This is a genomic window from Saccharopolyspora sp. NPDC002376 (genome assembly GCF_053593195.1).
This window is the reverse complement of sequence record NZ_JBSFBZ010000036.1, coordinates 38,485-57,954: the sequence shown is the minus strand read 5'-3', so window position 1 is coordinate 57,954 and position 19,470 is coordinate 38,485. Positions and strand designations below refer to the sequence as shown.

Genomic DNA, 19,470 nt, shown 5'->3' with positions numbered 1-19,470 from the left:
GAACCTATACCTGCACCGCGTGCGGAGCCCACTCCCCGAGGGATAAGAACTCCGCGCGCGTGATGCTGGTCCGGGCTGGTCTGTGCCCGGCTGGTGTTGATGGTGGAAGTCCTGGCCAGGCGCAGCCTGGTCAGGCTGCCTGAGCCAGGAATCCCCACTACGCCGAAGGTCGGCGGGACGAAAACTCCCCCCACCTGAAGGCGGGGGAGCAGTCAAGATGCTGAAGATGACGTCGCTGGTCTCGGTCATCGCCGGGGGAGATCTGCTCACCGAGGCGCAGAACATCGCCGCGTCGAATCTGCGCATCCTGGAACTGCTGGTCATCGCATCGCTGTGGTACCTGCTCATCACCGGTCTGGCGACCATCGCGCAAACGATCCTGGAACGACGGCTGGCGCGTAGCGCGCGAAAGGTGCACTCATGAGCCCAGAATGCGCCGAAGCCCCCATGCTCGAGGCGATCGACCTGCACAAGCGGTTCGGCGAACTCGCCGTCCTCAATGGAGTGTCCCTGGCCGTACCGAGAGGCAAGGTTATGTGCCTGCTGGGGCCCTCCGGCTCCGGCAAGAGCACCTTCCTGCGCTGCATCAACCACTTGGAACCGGTGGACGGCGGCCGGATCCGCCTCGACGGCGAATTGATCGGTCACGCCGAACGCAACGGCGTGCTGCAGGAGTTGCCGGGACGGCGGATCGTCCGCCAACGACAACGCATCGGCATGGGCTTCCAGCAGTTCAACCTGTTCCCGCACTTGACGGTCGCGCAGAACATCGCGCTCGCCCCGACGACGCTGCGCAAGCTCAGCAAGTCCGCTGCCCGGCAGCGGGCGCTCGAACTGCTCGAACGCGTCGGCCTGCGGGACAAGATCGACGTCTACCCGAGCGCGCTGTCCGGTGGGCAGCAGCAGCGGGTGGCCATCGCGCGTGCCCTCCTGGCCACCGAGCCGAAGCTGATGCTGTTCGACGAACCCACCTCAGCGCTCGACCCGGCGTTGGTGGGGGAGGTACTCGCGGTGATGCGCGATCTCGCCGCCGACGGCATGACCATGGTCGTGGTCACCCACGAGATCGGCTTCGCGCGGGATGTCGCACACCTGACCGCAGTGCTCGACGGCGGTGAGATCGTCGAAACCGGCCCGTCGAACCAAGTCCTGGAATCGCCCCGCCACCCGCGGGTGAAGGAGTTCCTCAAACACGTTCGCTAGCAACCGAATCAGACGACGAGGGGTTCACATTGCACAGCACCGAGCTCGTCCTGCTGGGAACGGCCGGCGGCCCGAGCGACGCCGAAGCGCAACCGTAGGGTTCACCACCCCGCCGATGGACGCGTTGGCGTACCGGATCGACACCGAGGACCGCTCGATCGTCATCTCCGGTGATACCGCCCCCTGCCAGCAACTCATCGAGCTCGCTACCGGTGCTGACGTCCTCGTCCACGAGGTCATGCACGTCCCGAGCATCGAACCGCTGCTCGCCCGCACCAATGGTGTGCGGCTGCGCCAGCACCTGCTCGACTCGCACACCTCCGTCTCGGAAGTCGGCGCCCTCGCCGAGAGCGCCGGAGTCCAGACCCTCGTGCTGAGCCACTTCGTACCGAGCGACCCCCCCTCTGACCGCCGCGATCCGGAGTCCGAGACGCTCCGGTGGATCATTGCGATGGGTCGATCACGAAGTCACCGGGAGCTGGCCGGCGCTCGGCCATCGCCTCACCTCCGGCCAGCTTCGCCCTCAGGTGCATGGTGATACCCGGCACCGCGTCCTCCATCAGCTCGCCGGGCACGGCGAGTTCCAGACGGTGCCCCACATTCCTGGACAACAGGTCCGCGTAACCGGCTACCGGCTCGGCGTCGAGTACGTCCACAACCGCCCGGTCCCAACCCACCAGTCGCGGATGTGGGCCTGTTTCGACCAGCCGCGTGGTCAAAGCGGTAAGGTTCTCGATGGCCTGCACCATGTGACTCGGATGTCCTTTCCCTCACTGATCAGGTGATCACTGATGCGGTGGGATGTCGAACCGGTTTGTGCCGTGGGCTCCGTACGGCCTCGGAGTCGGCTTCTGCCCGGCTGCCGCGGCGCTGAGCTCGGGTTGCATGCGTTCGAGGAACGCCTCCGCGCCCGCCATGGAATAGCTTTCCACCGCTTTCTCCAGAACGGCCAGACGTTCCTGGATGTCGTGGATCGTCCCGACCAGCCGCGGGGCGGCTTCCGCCTCGGGGCGACGAGCCGCGCGGAGCGGGGCGCGGACGGCGCTCGGTGCCGTCACCGAGACGGTGGCGGTCATCGTGGCTCCGGGCGCGGAGATGTCGGTGATGGAAACCCCGGTCGGGACTCCGGCGTACGACTGCGAACTGGGCTTGCTGTCCGCGTTGAACGCGGTGTTCCCCGTGTTTCCGGGATAGGGGTCGCCGGCGTCGCCGCGGTTCGCCGCCCATTCCAGATCCCGCTGGTCGTCGGCCTGGACCAGGCCCACCATGTAGTGGCTCTCGTTCGTGTTGTCCGGCTGGCTGTCGTCGACGTGCCAGATCAGCATGCCGGAGGCGGGCAACGAGACGTCGTACCCGGTGCGTTGCCGGTTCTCGACCAGGAAGTACTCGTGCCCCTGGAGACCGTCCGTCCATAGCCGGTGCACCTCGAAGCTGTTCTTCACGTCCGGGATGGCCAATGTCCCGTCATTGGTGACAGTGACTTCCTTGGCCCAGCCCTGCCGGAGCTTGCACCAGGCGGATGGGTGCGTCGGAACGTCACCGCCGCCGCCCCACGAACCGCCGGCCATCAGGCACCAGTTGCCGATTCCCTCCGAGGTGTTGTCGGTGTCGTACAGGTCGGGGAAGCCGAACAGCAGATGCCCGAGCTCATGGGCGCACACACCGATCTTGGCGTCCTCCGGGATGGTCAGGTACGGGAAGATCCTCGCGCCGTCCGCGTTGTACGCGGTGGGGAGCACCCACTTGTGCGACCAGATGTTGCCGGGGTCGCCCGTGACTTCACCGCCCTGTCCGCAATGCACGAGGACGAAGGCGTCGACGATCCCGTTTCCGTCGTTGTCGTACGGCGCGTAGTTGATGAGAGGATCTGCGGTCACGGCGGCATCCCGAGCCATGAGGTTGGCCCGGGCCTGCCCGGACGGCCGGCCGATCCCGAAGTTGTTGTTGGCGTACCAGGAGAGCTTCTGCGGCAGTTGGACGGGCCCGATGACCTCGCCCACGATGTCCACCAGACCGTGCGTCACTTCCCGGTAGTAGTCCCGCACGCTGCCGCTCGGAAGCTCACCGATCGAGAAGAACAGCTTCTCGAAGTGCTCCTTGGTCTCGGTCATCTGCTTGTCCGGGAAGTCCGCCAGCACGACCGCGACACGCACCACGCCGGTCAGCGGCGCGCGTGATGCGGCAGCGGCGCTAATGGTCGCGCTCGGTGTTCCGACCGGGAACTCATCGGGAGGGATGATGGTGCCGTCGTCGAATCCGAGCAGGCGTGGAGCACCACTCGGCGAGAACTGACTTATCAGGCCTGCTTCGCCGCGGAGCCGCTGCATCTCCTGCCCCAGCCGCTCGCGCAGTTCCGGGCTGGGGCTGACGGCGCAGAAATCCGACCAGACAGCTGTGGCGGCACCCCGGGTGGTAGGACGATCAGCCATGACGGTTCCTCCAGAATTTGATGGTCGATGGATTCTTATTGGCCAGCGGCGCACTTCAGGTGGAAAAAATGCACCAGGTGATCTCGTGGGAGATCCAGTCTTGCCAGGGTCTCTTCGCCTACCTGGCTCGGTCGGCACCCCAGTGCCCTGCTCGACCCAGCACACGCCTCACGATCTTGCTGAGATCACCTCAATGGAGGTGCATCTGGCTTATCGAGTGAGGTTGTGCGTGGAAAATTGATTGAGGTCGACTAGTCTCATCTCGGCAGGTCTTGCGGCAGTGCTGCCGATTGTGGGGAAGGAGTCGAACGGTTGGGGTATACGTAGGCAGGTCCGCGGCCCCGTGGTCAAATCACCCCATCTTTTGCCTCCGAATAGAAGGCAGCGTAATGATGCTCCCCTGGGCAGCTGCGACTCCATGTTGAAGCACACGCGATTATCAACGATAGGGGCGAAGGTCCCGACTGTGAGAAAACAAATAATTATGTGAAAGGGCTACACGAGTACTCTTCGTATCCGGGCTGTGCTCAATTGCTCAATGTGTGCACCTGAGCGTATTCCATGTATTCCACGCCACGCTCGACAGCGGATGTATGTTCGTCACTCGTTCGAGGGCCGGGTGGGGAACACGGGGCGTTGTTGAAATTCGCTGACCCAGCCTCGATCCACTGCGATGTGGTAGATGCGCTTGCCCTGGCGTGCGAAGGAGCGGTCATTGGTGGGCAAATGCAAGTGCGCAGCGGAAACGGCTGAACGTGATCGCGGTCGTGCTCGTCTCCGGAAAGGTCATCGTCGGCCAGGACCTGATGTCCCTCTCAACGCCGTGAGCCGGAGCCTGGGGTTGGCTCCGGCTCACAGGGCACGCTAGAAGCCGACCTTGTCCTTGCCCTTGAGCTGGAGCATTTCGCGGGCTTCGTCGGGGGTGGCGACCTCCAGGTTCAGGGCTTCCAGGACCGTTCGGATGCGGGTTACCTGGTCGGCGTTGGTCTTGGCCAGTTCGCCCGGGCCGATCCAGAGCGAGTCCTCCAGGCCGACGCGGACGTGGGAGCCCTGGGCTGCGCCGATGGTGGCCAACGGGATCTGGTTGCGGCCGGCGCCCAGGATCGACCACTGGTAGGAGTCGCCGAGGAGGCGGTCGGCCGTGCGGCGCATGTGCATCAGGTCCTCGGGGTGCCCGCCGATCCCGCCCAGCAGGCCGAACACCGACTGCACGAACAGCGGGCCCTGCACCAGGCCTCTCGAAGCGAAGTGCGCGAGGTTGTTGAGGTGCGAGATGTCGTAGCACTCGAACTCGAACCGGGTGTCGTTCTCCGCGCCGATCGCCAGGATCGCCTCGATGTCGGCGAAGGTGTTCTTGAAGACCAGGTCCCGGCTCTTCTCCAGGGCCTCGCGCTCCCAGTCGTGCCGGAACTCCTTGAATCGGTCCAGCATCGGGTACAGGCCGAAGTTCATCGAGCCCATGTTCAGCGACGCCAGCTCGGGTTTGAACTCCGCGGCGGGCCGCATCCGCTCCTGGACCGTCATGTGCGGCGAGCCGCCGGTGGTGATGTTGACAACCGCTTCCGTGTGGGCCTTCAACTGCGCCAGGATCGGTTCGAAGTGGGCGGGATCCTGCGACGGCCTGCCGTCCTCGGGATCGCGGGCGTGCATGTGGACGATCGCCGCGCCCGCTTCGGCCGCGCCCAGTGCCGCTTCGGCGATCTCGGTGGGGGAGACCGGCAGGTGTTCCGACATCGACGGGGTGTGGATCGCGCCCGTCACCGCGCACGTGATGATGACCTTGCGATTGGTAGCCATCCGGGTCAAACCTCCACAGTGGATCGTCAGTACAGCTTCTCGGTGTTGCCGTCGACCGCCATCGCCTGACCGTTGACGTTGCGGGCCATCGGGCTCGCCAGGAACGCGGCCATGTCCGCGATGTCGTCGGCGGTGACCAGCCGGCGCATCGACGACTGGTCCTGGTAGATGGCCGCGATCTCCGCCACCGGCTTGCCCAGCATCTCGGCCTTCGCCTCGATGACCGCGCGGATGCGGGGGCCGTCGACCGCGCCGGGGCAGATCGCGTTCGCCCGGATCCCCTCCGGGCCGAGCTCGATCGCCAGGGTCTTGGTGAAGCCCACCACCGCCCACTTCGACGCCGAGTACGCACTGCGCCCGGCCATGCCGAGCCGACCGGCGGCCGAGGACAGGTTCACGATGGACGCCCCGGACGATTCTCGCAGCAGCGGCAGTCCGTGCTTGACGCAGTAGAACTGGCTGTGCACGTTGACCTCGAAGGTCTGCGCCCACGCTGCGCTTTCCAGGGTCTCTACCGGCCCGGTCGGACCGGCGATGCCCGCGTTGTTGACCAGGACGTCCAGGCCGCCGAGCTCAGCGCGCACGGCCTCCATCAGCTCCTCGACCTGCGCTTCGCTCGAAGCGTCCGATATCCGGGCCGCAAGCCCCTGTGCTTCGGCCGCCCGGACGGCGTCCTCGTTGATGTCGGTGACGAGCACGCGGGCCCCCAGCCCGGCGAACCGGCTGGCGATCGCCAGTCCGATGCCGTTCGCGCCGGCGGTGACGAGCACCCGCTTTCCCGAGAAATCCACTTCTCGCACCCTTCCTGGAACTCCTTTGTCACGAACGCTTTTCGGTGTCGCCATACTTGAGGAAGAACGACAGCGCGGTGCCGATGGCGCACACGCCGACCACGAACCACAGGCCTGACAGCTTGCTGCCGGTGAAATCCTCCATCGCACCCATCACGTACGGGCCGAGGAATCCGCCGAACAGCCCGATGGTGTTGACGAACGCGATGCCACCGGCCAGCGTCGCCCCGCTCAACCGGGACGCAGGGAACGTGAAAAGGATCGGCTGCATCGCGAAGAACGAGAACGCGCCGAGGCAGAACCCGATGAGCCCGACGACCGGGCCGGCGACCGCGCCCAGCGCGAAGCCGACGCAGATCCCGCCCATCGTGATGTTGACCAGCTTGCGGGAGCTGCGGCCGCTGGTGGCCAACCGCGGCACCAGGAATGCGCCCAGCCCGGCGAAGATCCACGGGACCGAGGTCAGCAACCCGATCTGCAGCGAGGACAGCTCGCCGTAGGTGCCGATGATCGACGGCAGGAAGTACGACAGCGCGTACACCGCGATCTGCTGCGACAGGTAGACCGCGACCACCAGCAGGATCTGCTTGTCCCGCCACACCTGGCGCATGCTGTGCGTGCCGGACGCCTCGGCACCCGCCTCGTCCTCGGCGGCGATGCGGCGCTGCAGGTCCTCAGCCTCGGCCGCGGTCAGGAACTTCGCCTTGTCCGGCCGGTCGGGCAGCTTCTTCCACACCACGATGGCGAAGAAGCAGGCCGGGATGCCCTCGATCAGGAACATCCACTGCCAGCCGTGCATGCCGCCGACGCCGCCGAGTTCGAGCAGCAGGCCGCCCAGTGGCGGGCCGATGATGCTGGCCGCGGACACCCCGAGCAGGAACAGGCCGTTGGCCCTGGCGCGGTCGGCGCGGGTGAACCACTGCGTCAGGAAGTACATGACGCCCGGGAACAGGCCCGCCTCGGCCGCACCGAGCAGCAGCCGCATGATGTAGAACAACCACTCGCCCTGCACGAAGGCCATCCCGGCAGAGATCAGACCCCAGGTGATCATGATCCGGGTGATCCAGAACCGCGCCCCGACCCGGTGCAGGATCAGGTTCGACGGGATCTCCGCCAGCGCGTAGGTGATGAAGAACAGCCCCGCGCCGATCCCGTAGGCGGTCGCCGAAATTCCCAGGTCCACCTGCAGGTGTTCCTTGGCGATGCCGATGTTGGTCCGGTCCAGGAAGCTGATGACGTAGGCCCCGATGAGCAGCGGGAGCAGCTTGCGGAAGAGGACTCTGTTGAGCTCGCCCGGCGAGCGCATCACCGATTCCGGCGCGTTTTTCGGCATGGCGTGACCTTCGGTTCAGTTCCGGCTAGTCGGAGAATCGGGTTGGTTGTTCGGGAATTCGCGTCAGCGGCGGGACTTCTCGGCGGCCGGTGCGCAACCGCACGTCCGGCCGATGTGCAGGCGGTGCGCGCACACCAACGACTGGTAGCTGTTCGACGGGTTCGCCATGCGTTTGAGCAGCATTCCGAAGGCCTCCCGGCCCATCTCCTCGTGCGGCTGCATCACGGTGGTGAGCCCGATCAGCCCGGACATGCTGTGCGGAATGCCGTCGTGCCCGGTCACCGCGACGTCTTCGGGCACCCGGATGCCGTGCTCCACGGCGTACTCCAGGATCCCGATCGCGAGCTCATCGCTGCCGCACATGATGGCGCGCGGCGGGTTGTCGCTGGCGAACAGGCGCTCCGCCGCACGACGGCCGCCGTCGCTGTTGAGCTCGGTGCTGATCTTGCGGTCACCACCGATGTCGACGCCGTGCGCGCGGGCGGTCGACACGAAGGCCTGCTCCCGGGCCAGGGACGCCGAGGAGAACCGCGGCCCGATCACGACGGCGATCTCGGTGTGACCGTGCCCGAGCATGTGCTCCATCAGCGATGTCGCCGCAGCGGCGTCGTCGATGCCGACGAAATCGCCCTCCAGGAACTGGGATCGCCGCGACAGGTAGACGTACGGAATCCGGGCGGCGCGCAGCGTCCGCAACGCGGTGGCGTCCTCCCGGAACGCGGCGCTCAGGACGACCCCGTCGACGTTGCGGTGCACCAGGCTGCTGGAGACCTTCCCCAACGTCTGGAGGTCGTCCTGGGTGGTCGCGACGAACACCTCGTACCCGGCATCGGCGGCCGCGGAAACGATGCTCTGCGCGAATCGCGGATAGGTCGGATTGATGATGTTGGGCTGCACCAGCCCGATGACGCGGGTGCGGTTCGGGTCGACCGGTTCTCCCCGGTTAGGCGGGCGAAAACCGAGCTCCTCGGCGACGGCGAGGATGTGCCGGCGAGTTTCCGGCGCCACCCCGCCCTTTCCGTTCATCACGTAGGAAACGGCAGCCGTGGACACCCCGGCGGCGCGAGCCACCGCAGCCGCCGAGACGGTGCCCGGCTGGCGTGCGGAGCGACGAGTCGCGATCTCCACAGCCGAGTCTCCCTTGGCATGATCCGGATCTCCAAACCGCAGTGAACCTAAGGCGCCCGCTGAACGTTAAGCAACATTAAGTCCGCAACGTTCTGGCCCGTAGCCATCCGCCTGATGGCAGCTCGGTGCCCGGGTTGTACGCGGCTGGTGCGTGCGCCTCGCCATCGCGCAGGACAGCAAGGGTTGTGCCAGCGGGTCTCAACTCGGCGGGGGATCGTTCTTCGGCCGGCGCGCCGGCCGGCACGTGGCGGAGAGCGTGCGGAGCCGCTGATGCATCACCGGTCGCAGATCCTGCGGTGCAGGTTCGAACACGCCGCCAACTCGACAGCGCCTGATCGCGCTCACCACTCCGGGCGAACTGCGCCGATTCGAATGGGCGTTGTGCGGGCACCCTACCTCCCAGGTGGGGAATACGGGGCGTCGTTGGAATGCGCTGACCCAGCCTCGATCTACTGTGCGACGCGGTAGATGCGCTTGCCCTGGCGTGCGAAGGAGTGGTCATTGGTGGGCAAAGCAAGTGCGCAGCGGAAACGGCTGAACGTGATCGCGGGCGTGCTCGCCGCCGCGATCGTGGGTGGCCTGGTCTACCTGCTCGTTCCGATGGGCCGTTCGAACGAGAGTGCGCCGGAGCAGCCTGGGAAGGCGCGGGAGAGCCCGTTCGCCACGATGGCGCGGCGGACGCCCGGTGATCCGATGGCGCTCGGCCGGCAGGATGCACCGGTCGTCCTGATCGACTATTCCGACTACCGGTGCCCGTTCTGCGCGAAGTTCACCCGGGATCTCGAGCCCGAACTGGTCAAGCGCTACGTCGACACCGGTGTCCTGCGCATCGAGTGGCGGGACTTCCCGATCTTCGGGGCGGAGTCGTTCGACGTCGCGAAGGCCGGGCGTGCCGCGGCTGCCCAGGGCAAGTTCTGGCAGTTCATGGGCGTTGTCCACCGCGACGCCCCGCCGAGCGGACACCCGGAGCTGCCGCGCGAGAAGCTCGTCGATTACGCCGGGCAGGCCGGGGTCACCGACATCCCGCGGTTCGAGGCGGACATGGACAACCCCGCCACGCTGGCCGCCGTCCAGGCGGATGCCGCGGAGGGTTCCCAGCTCGGCGTGCCGACCACTCCGGCGTTCCTGATCAACGGCAACCCCGTCCTCGGTGCCCAACCCCTGGACCGGTTCATCGACACCATCGAGCGGGCGAAGACGGAGGCTCGATGAACGAGATCGGACTGCTCGGCGCCTTCCTCGGCGGGCTGCTCACGCTGGTGAGTCCGTGCTCGGCTCTGCTCCTGCCGTCCTTCTTCGCCTACGCCTTCGACGGGCTCGGCAAGCTGGTCACCCGGACCACCGCCTTCTACCTGGGGCTGGTGACCACGCTGGTCCCGCTCGGCGCCGCCGCCGGGCTGTTTGGCGCCCTGCTGACCGAGTACCGCACCGAGGTGACCGTGGTCGGCGGGCTGGTGCTGATCGTCTTGGGGCTGCTGCAGATCTCCGGCAAGGGCTTCGGGATCTCCGCGGCGCAGCGGATGACCGGGCGCATCCGGATCTCCTCCGGGTTGTCGGTGTACGCGCTCGGCCTGGTCTACGGGCTGGCCGGGTTCTGCGCCGGTCCGCTGCTGGGCGGCGTGCTCACCGTCTCGGCTGCCGGGGGAGAGGTGCTCTACGGGGCGATCCTGCTCGCCGTCTTCGCCTTCGGCATGGCCTTCCCGCTGTTCCTGCTGGCGGCGCTCTGGGAGCGCTTCCGGATCGGCGAGCGGTCGTGGGTGCGCGGCCGCGAGGTCGCCATCGGACCGCTGCGCCTGCACACCACGAACATCATCTCCGGTCTGGTGTTCGTGGCCATCGGAATCCTGTTCGTGCTCACCGAAGGCGCCGCGAACCTCGGCGGATTGTCCGATGTGGATAGCCAGTTCTCCGTGCAGGAGTGGTTGAGCGAGGTTTCCGCGGTGGTCTCGAACGCCGCCGTGCTGGTGGTGCTGGCAGCGGTCGCGCTCGCCGTGGTGCTGTGGAAGATCATGCGCGTGCGCCGCGCGGAACGCACCGAATCCGCCACGGTCGCGAAGAGCGAACAGGAGAGCTGACCAAATCCTGCCGTCCGGATCAGACTCGCGTCTTTCCCACCTGCATGTGGATGTGGTCCTGATGAGCCAGTTTGAGGGCGGGATCGCCGCTGTAGTCCGGGTAGATGACGAAACCGCTGCCGCCCAGATCTGGCATCGGCCACCTGTTGGCGCTTCCGATGCCGTTGGCCTCGCATTCGTAGGTTGCATACCGAAAGGCCGTCGAGAAGAGCTGGAACGCCAACGCGTCCACGCTGGGTGAGATCCGGACGTTGCTGCCCGTAATAGTCGGTAGGTCTCCCCAGTTGGTGCGGATCGATTTCCGGAACGCGGCTCCATCGAGCGTTCCTGCTATCCCGGACAGGCCCAGCGCGCGCCCTTGGTTGTGGCAGTCGTTCGGAGGGCCCGATCCGTGCCCGATGCCGAGGTGGAGGAGCTCCGTCACGTCCGGAGTTGAGGAGTTGATCCACTTCGTCAGCCGGTACAGCGCGATCAGCATTCGCTGGTCGACGTTGTCGAAGAAGCCTGCTGCCGGGTTGATCTGGTTGGTGTACCTGATGCCATCGATGGCAGGCGGCTCGACGATCAGCCGCTGACCGACCGCAGGTGTGGCGCCACCTCTGAGCGCGAGTTTTCCCCGTGTGATCAGATCGATGGTGAGGCTGTTCGCCTGGTCTGGAGTGATCAGCCGCGCTGGTGCCACTCCGCCCGGTGGCGACGGGTCGAGGGTCAGGGGCAGGGCTTCTTCCTTGTCCACCGCGTCCGCGTCCAGGTCGTATCGCTGGTACCTGTCGTCGCGGAAGATGTATGCGTACCGGCCTCCCGAGTAGAGAGCCGCCGTGAGATCGCGGGTGAACATGCCGTGCCATTGGTCGGCTGTGAAGAGCGGGTAACCGGCGTCGACGCAGTCGGCCGTGACGTCGTACCGGATGTACTGGTCGTTCTTGAAGAAATAGACTTTGCCGTTGCCGAGGTTCAGGGCCGTGTCGATGCCGCTGGCCCATGCGCTGGGCAACCCCTTCCAGTTCCCGGCCAGGGCGAATGGTGGATTCGGGGGAAGGTATTCCGGATCGATGCGGTCGCTCGGCACGTCGTACCGGACGTAATTGGCCCCGGTGAATGCGTACGCTTTCCCCGCTCCCCACCAGAAGAACGCGTCCGGCGTGTGGGCGAGTCCGGTCCAGTTGTCCGGAACGCTGAGGTTCGTCTGCTCGCGGACACCGGATACCGCGTCGTATCGGTGATACGTGTCGTCGTCGAAGAAAAGGTAACTCTTGTTGTTGGGAAGCGTGATCGCTGTTCGAAGACTTGTCATGACTGCCCCCAAAAGCTGCGAATCGTCCGCTGTTTCGATCATTGGTCGTGCTCACTCAGCTGCGGCCCCTGGTGGTCGGCGACACCGCATCAGTCATCGTCCGCGCGGCTCTCCCACCACGCCTTGAAATCGCCCAGCGTGACGGGGAGGACATCGCTGACATCGATCGTGTAGCGGTACACCTTGAACGCGCGGTCGTCGTCGTCGGGATCGATGCACCGGAGCTTGATCTCCCAGCACTCGCTGCCGAGGCGGCAGTAGGGGCTCTTCTCGACATCGACGGACTCGAGGGTCATGCCGACGGCCATCGACGATGCCATCGCCCGCACGGCCTGGATCGGGTTCGTGGCGGCGAAGTTCAGCGCCCGGTCTGCCGGGGTGCGTCCCAGGCTGCGTGCGCCGAAGTAGATCCGATCCAGGAACTGGCGCAACAACGTTTCGAGGTGCTTCCGTTCCCCAGGTGCAGTCACGTCGTCCAGGCCGGCCTTGTCGATGGCCACTTTGATCAGATGATCCACGTTCCAGCCGCACAGAGCACGTTTGTACGCGATCTGCACGACCGGCACGATCTGGCCGGAGAGCAACGTGACCGTGCGGCGGACCAGGTGACCGGGTACGGCGACCCGTTCAATGGTCCTGGTCGGTGGTCCGGTTCCGGCCGACTGCGCCTTACCCTCCCCGTCGCCGCTGCTCGGTTGGTGGTCCTCCGCATCGAGCGGTCGTGCCGCGACCGCCTTGGACTGGGCCCTCAACAGGAGGACGAGTTGCCCGTAGATCTCGCTGGCATACGGGCCGACCGGCCGCAGCGCGTAGCTGGGGCCGTCTTCCAGGTGGTGGAGCACCCAGGTCAGGGCTTTCGCCGCCTCCGGCACCAGCATGAGGTAGCTGATCATCTGCCGGGTGTCGAAGGGGTTGGAAACCGCAAGACCGAGGCGCCGCCGGATCGCCTCGGCGAACCAGTCCCTCCGGGTTTCGCTGTCGAAGTCGTATTCGAGCTCACCCAGTGCGTACACGAGTTGCCTGCGCCGTCGGCCGGTCGCGGTGCTCCTCTTGTCGGCGCGGCGCACCGCGTCGGTGTTGGGGTCCATCCCGTTGGCGGCGCTGGTTCGCACCGAATCGGCAGCCGAGCAGCGGGAAAGGACGAGCCGGGTCGCCGCAGGAATGTCGAGCTGGCCGGTCAGGCAGCGTTCCGGCTCGCCGTGGGCGTGCTCGGGTGCACACCGCACCGTGCTGCCGACGAGCGCATCGCGCACGGCGAGCGGGCTCGCCGCGAGGCCGTGCTTCCGCCGCAGGCTCGCCAGCAGTGCTGCCACGCCGGTGACGATCGGCGCCGCGATGCTCGTACCCTTGTGGACTGCGGTGCCTCCCCCCCGGCCACGCGGCCCGCAGCATGTCGCCGGGAGCGGTGATGCCGTGGTCGTGGTATTGCGGTCCCCAGTTGCTGAACTTGAACATGGTGCCGCCGCGGTCGAAGGCACCGACAGCGAGCACTTCCGGCAGCACGGCCGGGATGTTCCGGTGCTCGTTGTAGTTGTTCCCAGCTGGAACGACCAGCAGCACGCCGGCCTGAGCGGCTTGCCGGATCGCGCGTTTGAACAAGTCGTTGGTGTCACCGGCAAGCGTCGGGTGTGCGGCGGAGAAGTGGATGATGTCGGCGCCGGCGCTGACGAGAGCGTTGATCGCTCTGGTCGCACTCATCGGATCAAGCGCCGTTGCCTCGCTGCGCAGCGCCGGGACGACGAGCCCCCGGCACCGCGGCGCCAGGACGTGAACCGGGCTGTCGTGCTGACCGAACAGCATGCTGGTCACGAACGTCGCGTGCTCGACGTACGGTTCTTCCACCTCCGCCGCGGGCAACCAGTCAGGTTCGAGCATCCTCAGCCGGGAACCGGCGAAGCACGGATGCGCCAGGTCGGGCAAACCCTCCACGAGCCCGATGACGACGTCGGGATCGCCGAGCGTGTGCTGCCAGAGTTCCCGAACACCGGGGATGTCCTCGATCTCCGTCCCCGCGGCGGTCGCGCGAGTCATCAGCGGCGGCCCGGCCACGCGGACACTTTCAACACTTCCGCACTGGGAGTCGCGAACCACTGCGGGTCGTTGATGTTCGCGTCGAATGCGATGGTCATCTGGATCACCATGAGCTGATCGCCGCTCAGGTTCTCGTAATCGATGTCGATGCCGCTGAAGAGCACCATGGGATCGATCACGTGGTCCGGTCGGCGGACCGGCGGGGCTTGGATCGGAAAGATCATGAGATAACACCTTCATCGCCGATGCGCTGTCATCACGCCTCTTGCCAGGTGCGGGGCTCGCCCACGGGTACTGGTACGAGGTCGCTGACATCGATGGTGTAGCGCCAGACCCGCTTCGCCACCTTGTTGTTCTTCGGGTCGAAGAAGCGCAACTTGATGTCCCAGCTGTCGCTGTCCATGCGGCCGAACGGGCTCTTCTCCACCTCGATGGTGTCGAGCGACTTCCCTTCCTGCACGGCCTCGGACAGCGCTGTGGCCGACTGAAAGGCGTAGGTGGCAGCCGCGTTCAGCGCCCGGTCCTGAGACGTCGTACCCAGATTGCGCAGGTCGTAGTAAATCCGGTTGAGGAAGTCACGCAGCAAGTTGTGGATCTCCTCCTTCTTTTTCTTCTCCTTCTCCTCCTCCGTCTTCTTCGCTGCGTCGTCCGTTATGTCGGCCTCCTGGTCCTCCGTCGGCTTCTCCGCCTCCTGCGTTCGGAGTGCGGCGGTCGTGGCTTCGTCGATCAGCCTGCCCACGTCCCAGCCGAGCACACCGCGGCGCTGCTCCGTGCCCACGACGGGTATGACCTGGCCGGACATCAACTTGTCCGTGCGGCCGGTGAGACGACCCGCCAAGGCGACGCGTTCGATGAGAGTCACTTCGCCCGAACCACCCGGTTTTCTCGGAAGTTGACCTGCGAACCTCTTGTTCGCGTTGAGCACGTTGGCGATGTTGTGCCCTTCCGCCGTCAATTGGCCGGCCAGCAACAAGATGAACTCGTCGTACACCTCCGCCGCGTACGGGCCGCTCGGTTCGTAGCTGTAGATCGGCGTGAGTTCGACATTCAGGGTCCAGATCAGCGCCTTGGCCTCATCCGGTCTGTTGACCAGGTGCGCGAGCATCTGTTCCGGGTCGTAGGGGTTGGCGGCGAGCTGGATGGATTCCTTCGCTCCGCTGACCTTGGCATTGAGGATGGTGGCATTCGTGAGCATCTTCTGGTCGGGGTACCGGTCGTCCGGTTTGATCTCGCCGGAATCGACCGTTCCCTGGGTGATCTTCCCGCCGCGGATGCCCTTATCCGGTTTCGGCGGCACATCGACCAGGTATCCGGATTCGAACTGCCCACTCGTGATCGTGGTCTTTCCACCCGCGGTCTTGATCTCAGCTGTGCGCCGGCTTCGACGGCCAATTCGACGGCCCTCGCCAGTTCCAGTTGTGAGGTCGTCCGCTGTCCTGCGGAGAAGACGGGAACGGTAAGCCCACGGCACCGGGGGGCGATACCAGGGACCGCACTGTGCTGCCCGCCGAAGATCACGCTTGCCACCGCTGTGCCGTGCGCCTCGCTGGCACTACCGGCACCGTCTTCGGAACCGAACGGCGCCTCTTGCCGGATCTCGGTGTCGGCGAACGCCGGGTGGCTCAAGTCGACCGGGCCGTCCAGCACAGCTACCTGAATGCGCTCGTCGCCGATCGTCTGCTTCCGCAGATCGGCTAGTCCGGGAATGGCGGACAGTCCGCACATCCGAAGCGCTCCTTAGTGCCTGTGGCATTAAGTCCGGGCATCCGCAGACCAGGCGGGCGCTGAGGTTCCGCTGGTCGCACCACCACGCACAACGAGTTCGAAAACAGTTCTCAGCCAGCCGGTTCGGTGTCCGGGTCCGTAGCGGTGCCGGTCAGGTCCAGGCGGGCCCGACCGGCACGTGTCGAATCACTCGTCGTCGTCAGCGGCAAACGGGATGGTTTGCCCGTCGACCGGAAATTCGACCATCGACCGGCTCACTCCGTCTTGGCTGATGGCGACGGTGTCGACCGGTTTTCTGGTCACCGGCGCGGAAAGCTGCGGTGACACCACCTCGATGAGTTCCTCCGGCATCGTTCATCGCCCCTTTCTTCGATTGCGCAGGAGCACGCGGACTGCGTCTCCAGCAACATCATTCGTCGTCGTCGCCGGCAAACATGATGGTGAGCGGACCGACGCTGACGATCGACTGGCTGATGCCGTCCTCGCTGATGGCGACGGTGTCGACGGGTTTTCTGGTCACCGGCGCGGAAAGCTGCGGCGACACCACCTCGATGAGTTCCTCCAACATTGTTCATCACTCCAGATCTGATGGATGAACAGATTTGACGCACTTCTCCGGTGATTTCCCGGTGGTTGCGAAAGAAACGCACTGGCCAGTTCCTCGCGGATCTCGGTAGTGCGAGTCCAGTGAGGTGATCTCAGTGGAATGGGGAGGGCTGGGGGCCTGAAGGCGATGTGGGCGTGGGGTCCTGGTAGAAGAAGGTCTCACCACAAGATCATTCTTCATAGGACCGGGACCCCACGTGATCACCTATCGTGCCTGTGAGGATGGTGGGGCCTTGTTCCGGGTCGTGGTCTGACCCGTATCGTGCCTGGCCTTGATGCCTTGAGTGTGATCAGTCGGCTACGACCCGGCGCAGGGCGTGCCGCCGTCGGTTTGGTGAGCGTGTCTCGATAGGGGCCTTCGGGCGTACGGGAAGCGTTCTTGTGGCGTGCCCCAAGCACTTTCAGCTGGACCGGTGACTCCGGTTTCCACGAACACCGCGCAGCACAGGCTTCCTCGTGACGCAACGTCGCGCCGATGCGCACCGGACGTTGTGGCGACACACGAAGGATGTGGCTCGAACGTCGGCTTGAGCGATCTTGGAACCGTGCGGGCAACATTGTGGCGGTCTGCCAAGCGGCAGTCGCCGAACGGTTCTGGGGGTGGCTATGGGTCCGACGCCCAACGGTGCGCACGTGACGCTGCTCGGCGACTTCGAGTTGGCCGTCCACGGGGAGAGGATCAAGCTTCCGCGTGGTGCCGAGCGGTTAATCGCCTTCCTCGCGCTGCGAAACAACGTGCGGGTGCCTCGGATTCGGGTGGCCGAGGAGTTGTGGCCGGACAACTCGCTGCGCCGAGCCCTGGCCAACGTCAGGTCGGCCTTGTTCCAGGGACACCGGGTCAACTCCGACCGGGAACGGCTGATCGCGATGCTGGGGAGCGAACTGCTGCCCGCCTGGACCGATGACTGGCTCGTGCTGGAACGCCAGCGGTGGGATCAGGTCCGGTTGCACACACTCGAGACCTTCGCGCGCGAACTCCTTGCCAACGAGCACTTTCTGGGGGCCATGCATGCTGCGCTCTCGGCCATCGCGATCGCATCGATGCGGGAAACCGCGCATCGGGTGGTGATCGAGATCTACCTAGCCGAAGGCAACCCGGCCGACGCCGTAGCGCACTACCGCCGTTACCGCGCCTCGCTCCAGCGCGAACTCGGCCTTTCACCGTCGCCGAGGATCACCCGGCTGGTCAGCGGACTCTTCTCGTCCCGACGCCCGTGAACCGAGAATGCGATGGGTTTTCCGAGCGGCCCCGCTCGACGATCCGAAAACCACTCTCGTCCGCACGGACAATGTGCTCTGAGCGTTCGGTTGACATGTTGCCAGGACGTCGTTTATCGCAGTCGCTGTTGGAATTGCCTGCCGGGTGAGAAGAATGGGCGGCGCCTTGGTTCTTGGATGGCACGCGCCGAAAAGGCGATCCAGCGACGGGCGATCAGTGCTCGTTCTCGGGCGTTGCAGTGCGCTCAACGCTCGATCCTGACTCGTTGATGCAATTGAGCTGCAGCTGGTGCCACCGGTACGACTCGTACGAAGGACACAGCGCGGAGCCGTGGCACTCAGCCGGGGGTGGACGCGTTTTTGATCGCGCAGGTCGGTGCGAATCAGCCGACACTGCAAGCAGATTGATGTTCCAGCACCGGACGGAGTGGCCTCATGAGCGTGGATGCGGCACGCGCGGTAGCCGACGCCGTGTTGTTCGAAGGATATCTGCTGTACCCCTACCGAGCGTCGGCAGTGAAGAACCGGATGCGCTGGCAGTTCGGTGTGCTGGCACCGCCCGGAGAACAGTCCGAGCCGTCCTCCGCCCGAACGGAATGCCTGTTCGCCGCGGAACCCGGTGCGGAACTGGACGTCCTGGTGCGCTGCTTGCACCTGCACACCCGCAAGGCCGATCCGGACTGGGATGAAGGCGATCTCCGGGAGATCGGCGCGACGGTGGAGGCGGACGCGACCGAGGAAATCCCGTTCGAACTGGCGGGCGGGGGGGACGAACGGGAGAGTTGGCTGCCGTTGCAGGGGACGATCCGGATCAGCACGACTCCCGTCGGAAACGATCTGCGGAGCCTGGCGGTGGTGGTCGAGAACCGGACGTCCTGGCACCCGGGGGCGACCACGCGTGCGGAGATGTTGCGGAACTCCCTGGTTTCGACCCACGTCGTCCTCGCCCTGCGGGGAGGACATTTCGTTTCGCTGCTCGACCCGCCCGAGCAGGCTCGTGAGGCCGCGCGAGCGTGCCGGAACGAGCACACCTGGCCGGTGCTGGTCGGCGAACCGGGGGAGCGCGACGTGGTGCTGTCCGCGCCGATCATCCTCTACGACTACCCGGCCATCGCGCCGCAGAGCCCGGGGGATCTGTTCGATGCCACGGAGATCGACGAAATCCTCACCCTGCGCACGATGACCCTCACCGACGACGAGAAGCGGGAGGCGAGGGCCACCGACCCGAAGGCCGCCGCGATCATCGACCGCGCTGAGCGGCTTTCCGCCGAGGAGCTCTCGCGGCTGCACGGCACGATGCGGTACCGGGGAGGCCGGAAATGACGAGGCCGCGGATCCTGGTCGCAGGAGTGGGCAACGTGTTCCTGGGCGACGACGGTTTCGGGGTCGCGGTCGCTGACCGGCTGGCCGAGGACCCGCCCGCGGGAGTGCAGGTCGAGGACTTCGGAATCCGGGGCGTTCACCTCGCGTACGAGCTGATGAACGGCTACGACGTGCTGATCCTCGTCGATGCGATGGCGCGGGGCGCGGCGCCGGGAACCGTCTCGGTGGTCGAACCCGACCTCGACGCGATCGAGCCCGCGTCCGGAGTGGAGGCCCACGCCATGAACCCGGATCGGGTGCTCGCCTGCTGCAAGGGCCTCGGCGCGCGGCTGGACCGGGTCCTGGTGGTCGGCTGCGAGCCAGCGGACTGCTCGTACCGGTGGGGACTCACCGACCGGATCACGGAATCGGTCGATGCCGGCGCGAGCACCGTGCGGGACCTCGTTGCCAGCTTGGTCGAGGCGTGGCCGAAGCCGGCTGGCCGGGCATGATCCTGGTGCTGCGGCGCGCAAATGGC

The 19,470-nt window shown here is 65.9% G+C and carries 21 protein-coding genes and 1 pseudogene; 8 read left to right on the top strand and 14 right to left on the bottom strand.

The window, feature by feature from the left end; genetic code table 11:
* The first annotated feature begins 217 nt into the window (after positions 1 to 217).
* The 3 genes from ACWCO2_RS23010 to ACWCO2_RS23000 all read left to right on the top strand — a co-directional run bounded on the left by ACWCO2_RS23010 (position 218) and on the right by ACWCO2_RS23000 (position 1,741).
* On the top strand, positions 218 to 424 hold the full coding sequence (locus ACWCO2_RS23010) for a hypothetical protein (RefSeq protein WP_450129810.1): 207 nt from the start codon (positions 218 to 220) through the stop codon (positions 422 to 424).
* A complete protein-coding gene (locus ACWCO2_RS23005) occupies positions 421 to 1,203 on the top strand; it encodes an amino acid ABC transporter ATP-binding protein (protein ID WP_450129809.1) in 783 nt (260 codons plus the stop codon). Before ACWCO2_RS23010 ends, ACWCO2_RS23005 begins: the two co-directional genes overlap by 4 nt.
* A gap of 115 nt (positions 1,204 to 1,318) precedes the next feature.
* Positions 1,319 to 1,741: an MBL fold metallo-hydrolase gene (locus tag ACWCO2_RS23000; RefSeq protein WP_450129808.1), complete on the top strand. Its 423-nt coding sequence runs from the start codon at positions 1,319 to 1,321 to the stop codon at positions 1,739 to 1,741.
* On the opposite strand, the gene ACWCO2_RS22995 is transcribed toward ACWCO2_RS23000, so the two are convergent.
* From ACWCO2_RS22995 to ACWCO2_RS22970, 6 genes are all read right to left on the bottom strand, one after another.
* The gene (locus ACWCO2_RS22995; RefSeq protein ID WP_450129834.1) at positions 1,647 to 1,952 is read right to left on the bottom strand and encodes a hypothetical protein; all 306 of its coding nucleotides are present in this window, start codon (positions 1,950 to 1,952) and stop codon (positions 1,647 to 1,649) included. The two genes, ACWCO2_RS23000 and ACWCO2_RS22995, sit on opposite strands and share 95 nt — an antisense overlap.
* 36 nt (positions 1,953 to 1,988) lie before the next feature.
* Positions 1,989 to 3,632: a M6 family metalloprotease domain-containing protein gene (locus ACWCO2_RS22990; protein ID WP_450129807.1), complete on the bottom strand. Its 1,644-nt coding sequence runs from the start codon at positions 3,630 to 3,632 to the stop codon at positions 1,989 to 1,991.
* A gap of 864 nt (positions 3,633 to 4,496) precedes the next feature.
* Positions 4,497 to 5,429, bottom strand: a complete 933-nt coding sequence (locus ACWCO2_RS22985) for a 3-keto-5-aminohexanoate cleavage protein (protein ID WP_450129806.1) — start codon at positions 5,427 to 5,429, stop codon at positions 4,497 to 4,499.
* A gap of 26 nt (positions 5,430 to 5,455) precedes the next feature.
* Positions 5,456 to 6,229, bottom strand: coding sequence for an SDR family oxidoreductase (locus ACWCO2_RS22980; protein ID WP_450129805.1), 774 nt, complete (start codon positions 6,227 to 6,229; stop codon positions 5,456 to 5,458).
* Between the two features lie 19 nt (positions 6,230 to 6,248).
* Positions 6,249 to 7,553, bottom strand: coding sequence for an MFS transporter (locus ACWCO2_RS22975; protein ID WP_450129804.1), 1,305 nt, complete (start codon positions 7,551 to 7,553; stop codon positions 6,249 to 6,251).
* Positions 7,554 to 7,616: 63 nt separating this feature from the next.
* Positions 7,617 to 8,681, bottom strand: a complete 1,065-nt coding sequence (locus ACWCO2_RS22970; RefSeq protein ID WP_450129803.1) for a LacI family DNA-binding transcriptional regulator — start codon at positions 8,679 to 8,681, stop codon at positions 7,617 to 7,619.
* Positions 8,682 to 9,185: 504 nt separating this feature from the next.
* Here ACWCO2_RS22970 and ACWCO2_RS22965 point away from each other — a divergent pair.
* Both ACWCO2_RS22965 and ACWCO2_RS22960 read left to right on the top strand, forming a co-directional pair.
* Positions 9,186 to 9,893, top strand: coding sequence for a DsbA family protein (locus ACWCO2_RS22965; RefSeq protein ID WP_450129802.1), 708 nt, complete (start codon positions 9,186 to 9,188; stop codon positions 9,891 to 9,893).
* The gene (locus tag ACWCO2_RS22960; protein WP_450129801.1) at positions 9,890 to 10,756 is read left to right on the top strand and encodes a cytochrome c biogenesis CcdA family protein; all 867 of its coding nucleotides are present in this window, start codon (positions 9,890 to 9,892) and stop codon (positions 10,754 to 10,756) included. Before ACWCO2_RS22965 ends, ACWCO2_RS22960 begins: the two co-directional genes overlap by 4 nt.
* Before the next feature lie 19 nt (positions 10,757 to 10,775).
* Here ACWCO2_RS22960 and ACWCO2_RS22955 read toward each other — a convergent pair whose 3' ends face one another.
* The 8 genes and pseudogenes from ACWCO2_RS22955 to ACWCO2_RS22920 all read right to left on the bottom strand — a co-directional run bounded on the left by ACWCO2_RS22955 (position 10,776) and on the right by ACWCO2_RS22920 (position 16,374).
* Entirely contained in the window at positions 10,776 to 12,092 is a 1,317-nt protein-coding gene (locus tag ACWCO2_RS22955) for a hemopexin repeat-containing protein (RefSeq protein ID WP_450129800.1), read from the bottom strand.
* Between the two features lie 47 nt (positions 12,093 to 12,139).
* Complete coding sequence (locus ACWCO2_RS22950; protein ID WP_450129799.1) at positions 12,140 to 13,528, bottom strand: cyanobactin maturation protease PatG family protein; 1,389 nt, start codon at positions 13,526 to 13,528, stop codon at positions 12,140 to 12,142.
* A pseudogene (locus ACWCO2_RS22945) lies at positions 13,500 to 13,850 on the bottom strand (S8 family serine peptidase); the annotation flags it as partial. The gene ACWCO2_RS22950 and the pseudogene ACWCO2_RS22945, both read right to left, overlap by 29 nt.
* Positions 13,851 to 14,080: 230 nt before the next feature.
* Entirely contained in the window at positions 14,081 to 14,305 is a 225-nt protein-coding gene (locus ACWCO2_RS22940; protein WP_450129798.1) for a hypothetical protein, read from the bottom strand.
* 32 nt (positions 14,306 to 14,337) lie between these two features.
* Positions 14,338 to 14,883, bottom strand: coding sequence for a cyanobactin maturation protease PatG family protein (locus ACWCO2_RS22935; RefSeq protein WP_450129831.1), 546 nt, complete (start codon positions 14,881 to 14,883; stop codon positions 14,338 to 14,340).
* A 257-nt stretch (positions 14,884 to 15,140) separates the two neighbouring features.
* Positions 15,141 to 15,806 (bottom strand): S8 family serine peptidase, encoded by a 666-nt coding sequence (locus ACWCO2_RS22930; protein ID WP_450129797.1) that lies wholly within the window; start codon positions 15,804 to 15,806, stop codon positions 15,141 to 15,143.
* 186 nt (positions 15,807 to 15,992) lie between these two features.
* Complete coding sequence (locus ACWCO2_RS22925; protein ID WP_450129796.1) at positions 15,993 to 16,157, bottom strand: hypothetical protein; 165 nt, start codon at positions 16,155 to 16,157, stop codon at positions 15,993 to 15,995.
* A 58-nt stretch (positions 16,158 to 16,215) separates the two neighbouring features.
* Positions 16,216 to 16,374: a hypothetical protein gene (locus ACWCO2_RS22920; RefSeq protein ID WP_450129795.1), complete on the bottom strand. Its 159-nt coding sequence runs from the start codon at positions 16,372 to 16,374 to the stop codon at positions 16,216 to 16,218.
* A 644-nt stretch (positions 16,375 to 17,018) separates the two neighbouring features.
* Here ACWCO2_RS22920 and ACWCO2_RS22915 point away from each other — a divergent pair.
* From ACWCO2_RS22915 to ACWCO2_RS22905, 3 genes are all read left to right on the top strand, one after another.
* Positions 17,019 to 17,630 carry an AfsR/SARP family transcriptional regulator gene (locus tag ACWCO2_RS22915; RefSeq protein WP_450129830.1) on the top strand — a complete coding sequence of 204 codons (612 nt, stop codon included), beginning with the start codon at positions 17,019 to 17,021 and terminating at the stop codon, positions 17,628 to 17,630.
* Positions 17,631 to 18,065: 435 nt separating this feature from the next.
* Positions 18,066 to 18,953 carry a hypothetical protein gene (locus tag ACWCO2_RS22910; RefSeq protein WP_450129794.1) on the top strand — a complete coding sequence of 296 codons (888 nt, stop codon included), beginning with the start codon at positions 18,066 to 18,068 and terminating at the stop codon, positions 18,951 to 18,953.
* Positions 18,950 to 19,444 (top strand): hydrogenase maturation protease, encoded by a 495-nt coding sequence (locus ACWCO2_RS22905; protein WP_450129793.1) that lies wholly within the window; start codon positions 18,950 to 18,952, stop codon positions 19,442 to 19,444. The genes ACWCO2_RS22910 and ACWCO2_RS22905 overlap by 4 nt, the downstream gene beginning before the upstream one ends.
* Positions 19,445 to 19,470: the final 26 nt, after the last annotated feature.